This is a genomic window from Cloacibacillus sp. (assembly GCF_020860125.1).
Lineage (GTDB): Bacteria > Synergistota > Synergistia > Synergistales > Synergistaceae > Cloacibacillus.
On record NZ_JAJBUX010000108.1, the window covers coordinates 1 to 4,855 of the forward strand.

Here is a 4,855-nt window from a genome sequence, read left to right on the forward strand (position 1 = left end):
GTCCGTTCGGAAATTCCAGTCTCAGTTCCAGCGCCTTACCTGATGCGTCATGCATAACTGTCAGCTCCATTCTTTTTATTGATATTTCACAAAATTATTCCTTGACGTAAATGATTTTCAGACTATACTTATTGTAGCGCAAAGATTTAGGATTGAAAAGTATTAAAGTGCGAAAGCATCATATTTTCATCAAATTTTCAAAAGTTTTATTCATTACTGATAATTATAACACAAAATGGGAAATATTTGAGACAAAAATTAATTTTCTAAGGAGGAGTTTGACAATGACAACAGTACATCTGGACGGAAAATCGCTGACCCTGCAGGACGTCGTGAACGTTGCCCGTAAAGGCTACAAGGTGGAGATCGCACCCGAGGCCAAGGAACAGATCAAAGAATGCGCGGCATCCGTAAGCGAATGGGTGAAGGAGGGCCGCGTCGTCTACGGCATCACTACCGGCTTCGGAGACCTCGCATCGGTGGTCATCCCCCGCGATAAAGGACGCCAGCTCCAGGAGAACCTTCTTCTGAGTCACGCCTGCGGCTACGGCGAGCCGTACCCCGAAGACGTCGTCCGCGCCATCATGCTTCTCCGCATCAATACTCTCACCCGCGGCTTCTCGGGCATCAGCCTTGAGACGCTGCAGCAGATGGTCGACTATCTGAACCTCGGCATCCATCCCGTCGTCCCCACCCAGGGCTCCGTCGGCGCGAGCGGCGACCTCTGCCCCCTCTCGCATGTGGCGATCTCACTCATCGGACATGGCGATGTGATCTATAAAGGACAGAAGATGTCCGCCTCCGAGGTGCTCGCCAAGGTCGGCATGAAGCCCGTCGAGCTTCAGCCGAAGGAGGGACTTGCCCTCAACAACGGTACGACGGTCATGAACGCCGTGGCGGCGCTCTGCATCGTCGACGCGATGAATATGATGAAGAACGCCGACGTCGCCGCCTCAATGTCGGCTGAGGCGCTCCACGCCGTTCCCTACGCCTTTGACAGGCGCACGCACGACCTTCGCCCCCAGGTTGGTCAGGGCGTCGTCGCGGAAAATATCCGCCGTCTCATCGAGGGCAGCGAGATAATAGAGGCCTTCAAAAAGGACCGCGTACAGGACGCCTATTCGCTGCGCTGCCTGCCGCAGGTGCACGGCGCGAGCCGCGACGCCATCGGATATGTGAAGGAAAAGGTCGAAATAGAGATCAACTCCGTTACCGACAACCCCATCATCTTCCATAAGGACGGCGACGCGATCAGCGGCGGCAACTTCCACGGACAGCCGATGGCTATGGCGATGGATTTCTTCGGTATCGCCGCCGCCGAGTTCGCCAGCATCTCCGAGCGCCGCGTCGCGCGTCTCGTGGACCACAAGCTCTCCGATCTGCCCCCGTTCCTTGTCTCCGACAGCGGCGTCAACAGCGGTTTCATGATCCCGCAGTACACGGCGGCGGCGATCGTATCGGAGAACAAGGTCCTCGCCCACCCCTCGGTCGTCGACTCGATACCGACCTCCGCGAACCAGGAAGACCATGTTTCGATGGGCGGATACAGCGCTCGCAAGGGCCGCCAGATCCTCGACAACACCAACCGCGTCATTGCCGTCGAGATGGTGAACGCCGCGCAGGGCATGGATTTCCGCGCGCCTCTGAAGCCCGGCAAGGGTTCCGGGGCGGCCTTCAAGGAATTCCGCAAGCACGTTCCCTTCTATGAAAAGGACCAGTTCATGCAGCCGCTGCTTCTGAAGTCGCTGGAGCTGGTGGAAAACGGCACGGTCGTCAAGGCAGTGGAAGAGGCCATCGGCGAACTTAAGTAAGCGTTTTTTAATAATCGCGTTATGAATCCGGCGCCCTTCAATCCACGGTATTTTATTGACGTTTTATTGACGTCCCGCAGATTGTTCGGCGCCGGCTCGTATCTCCGCCGCTTGACACATACGAGCGGCTGGCGGTAAATTAAACTCAGCCGGGAGTCGGCGGCGTCAATAAAAATCTGAAAGGCAGGAATCAGTTATGGCAATGCAGTTGATCGAATGTGTACCAAACTTCAGCGAAGGCAGAAGACAGGATGTAATAGATGAAATAGTGAATTGTTTTAAGGGCAAACGCGGGGTCTATCTCCTCGATCACCGCGCGGACGAAGACCATAACCGTCTCGTCGTGAGCCTTGTCGGCGTTCCCGCGCCGATCCAGGAGGCGCTTCTTGAGGCGGCGAAGGTCGCGCTGAAGCACATCGACATGAACGCCCACCAGGGCGGCCATCCGCGCATCGGCGCCGTCGACGTCGTGCCCTTCACCCCGATCAAGGGCATCACGATGGAAGAATGCATCAAGCTCGCGCATGATTTTGGCGAGCGTTACTATAAAGAGACCGGCATCCCCGTCTATTTCTACGAGGACGCCGCGAAGCGCCCCGAGAGGAAGCGCCTCGAAGTCATCCGCAAAGGGCAGTACGAGGTGCTCAAGGACGAGGCGAAGACCAACCCCGACCGCAAGCCCGATGTCGGCGAAGCCTGCCTCCACCCCACCGCGGGAGCGACCGTTATCGGTGCGCGCAAGTTCCTCGTCGCCTTCAACGTCAACCTTGACACCGCCGACGTAAACGTCGCGAAGAAGATCGCCAACACCGTACGCGCCTCATCGGGCGGATTCTGCCACGTTAAGGGCATTGGCCTCGCGCTTGAGGAGCGCGGCATCACCCAGGTCAGCATGAACCTTGTTGACTACGAAAAGAACTCGCTCTACCGCGTGCTTGAAATGATCCGCATGGAGGCGAAACGCTGGGGCGTACAGGTCATCGAGACCGAGGTCTACGGCATGATCCCTGTGAACGCGATACTTGAAAGCGCCGCCTACTACCTCCAGATCGCAGACTTCGATCCCGCGCAGGTGCTTGAGCTTCAGCTTCTCGACCTGATGGGCGAAAAGGCGGAATAATGAAAAAGCTATATCGGAACATGCGCATATTCACTCCCGTTGACGGTGGTAAGCCGCTTGCGGGAGCTGAACAGGCGAAAATCTCCGAGATAAAGAATGGCGCGATGCTCGTCGCCGACGGCCTCATCGAAAAGATCGGGGCCGAGGAAGAGGTGACGAAGGGTCTCGACCGTTCGCAGCTCTGTTTTGAAAAAGATTTCGGCGGCGCCTGCGTCATTCCCGGCTTCGTCGACCCGCACACCCACCTCTGCTTTGCGAAACGCCGCGAGGACGAATTTGGGATGCGCCTTGCCGGACTGCCCTACCTTGAGATACTTAAGCGCGGCGGCGGCATACTCTCCTCCGTCAACGCCGTGAAGGGCGCGGCGGAAGAAGAGCTCTTCGAAATGACGAAGACGCTCGCTCTTTCGGCGCTCGCCAAGGGAACGACGACGATCGAGATCAAGAGCGGATACGGGCTGAGCCTCGACCTGGAGCTTAAGATGCTTGAAGTTATCCGCCGCGTCAGCTTTGAGACGCCGCTTGACGTGGTCCCCACCTTCATGGGCGCTCACGCCGTGCCGCAGGAGTGGAAGAACGAGGCCGACCGTTTTGTCGACGAGATACTCATCGGCGAGATGCTGCCGAAGATAAAGGCTCAGGGCATCGCCGAATTCTGCGACGTCTTCTGCGAAGAGGGCGTATTCTCCGTCAATCAGAGCCGCAGGCTGCTGAAGGCGGCGAAGGCGATGGGCTTTGACACGAAGATCCACGCCGACGAAGTCCACGACCTCGGCGGCGCTGGGCTTGCGGCTGAGCTGGCGACCCGTTCCGCGGAACATCTTCTCGCGGCGAGCGAGGATAACCTGCGCGCGATGGGCAAGGCCGGTTCTATCGCCGTACTGCTGCCGGCGACGGCCTACAGCCTTAAGAAGCCCTACGCGCAGGGACGGCAGATGATAGACTGGGGCGTGCCGGTGGCGATGGCCACCGACTGCAACCCCGGCTCCTGCTTCTGCGAATCGGTGCCTTTCATCTTCGGACTCGGCGTGATGAACATGGACCTCACGATAGAAGAGGCCCTCACCGCGACGACGCTCAACGCCGCCTACGCGATAAACCGCGCGAAAAAGCTGGGCAGCCTTGAGGCCGGAAAACAGGCAGACTTCGTCGTCCTCGACGGCGAGACGCCGACGACCCTCGCCTACCACGCCGGTTCGACCTCCGTCGAAGAGGTCTACAAGCTCGGGGAAAAGGTCGCCTAAACATAAGTAAGAGTTTATAAAGAGATACTTGAGAGCGGGGCTCCTTAGGGGTTCCGCTCTTTTTGTATGGCGCGTATAAACGCCGATCTCCCTGGCAGAAAAAAGAGATAAACAGAGGTTTAGCTTTGTTTTGTCACCCCGACGACCCTCGCCTACCACGCCGGTTCGACCTCCGTCGAAGAGGTCTACAAGCTCGGGGAAAAGGTCGCCTAAACATAAGTAAGAGTTTATAAAGAGATACTTGAGAGCGGGGCTCCTTAGGGGTTCCGCTCTTTTTGTATGGCGCGTATAAACGCCGATCTCCCTGGCAGAAAAAAGAGATAAACAGAGGTTTAGCTTTGTTTTGTCACCCCGGGCTTAACCCGGGGGCCAGAGGCTTGGGATTTTGTTTTTGCCTTACGAGACGCGGAAAACCAGGACACGCCGATGGTCTCCGGCTCGGAGGCTGGAGAGACAAGACAAGGGCACACTGCGTAATAGTTTCAATATGCTAAACGATAAATCGTAAATTGCGGTTTAGCACAGATTTTCGGCTCCCTCTCAGAGGGAGCTCCCCGCGAAGCGGGGTGAGGGAGAGTTGACCTTAGGTTCTCCCGCGGCTTTTGCCGCGGGCTCTGTTTGGCGTGGTTCCCGCGCCAAACAGAGCAACACTCCTTCAGTCTCGGCGAAAAAACACCGCC

3 protein-coding genes are annotated in these 4,855 nt (G+C 57.2%); all 3 read left to right on the forward strand.

Translation table 11 applies throughout. The features are described from left to right. Positions 1 to 284: 284 nt before the first annotated feature. The gene (gene hutH / locus LIO98_RS13440; RefSeq protein WP_291958201.1) at positions 285 to 1,811 is read left to right on the forward strand and encodes a histidine ammonia-lyase; all 1,527 of its coding nucleotides are present in this window, start codon (positions 285 to 287) and stop codon (positions 1,809 to 1,811) included. A 196-nt stretch (positions 1,812 to 2,007) separates the two neighbouring features. Beyond that, positions 2,008 to 2,931, forward strand: a complete 924-nt coding sequence (gene ftcD / locus LIO98_RS13445) for a glutamate formimidoyltransferase (RefSeq protein ID WP_066744658.1) — start codon at positions 2,008 to 2,010, stop codon at positions 2,929 to 2,931. Continuing rightward, positions 2,928 to 4,175 (forward strand): imidazolonepropionase, encoded by a 1,248-nt coding sequence (gene hutI, locus LIO98_RS13450; protein WP_291958204.1) that lies wholly within the window; start codon positions 2,928 to 2,930, stop codon positions 4,173 to 4,175. The genes ftcD and hutI overlap by 4 nt, the downstream gene beginning before the upstream one ends. Positions 4,176 to 4,855: the final 680 nt, after the last annotated feature.

Bases quoted from the DNA above. Each gene is read 5' to 3' on its own strand.
- hutH (WP_291958201.1), top strand. From the start codon at position 285: ATGACAACAGTACATCTGGACGGAAAATCGCTGACCCTGCAGGACGTC.
- ftcD (WP_066744658.1), top strand. From the start codon at position 2,008: ATGGCAATGCAGTTGATCGAATGTGTACCAAACTTCAGCGAAGGCAGA.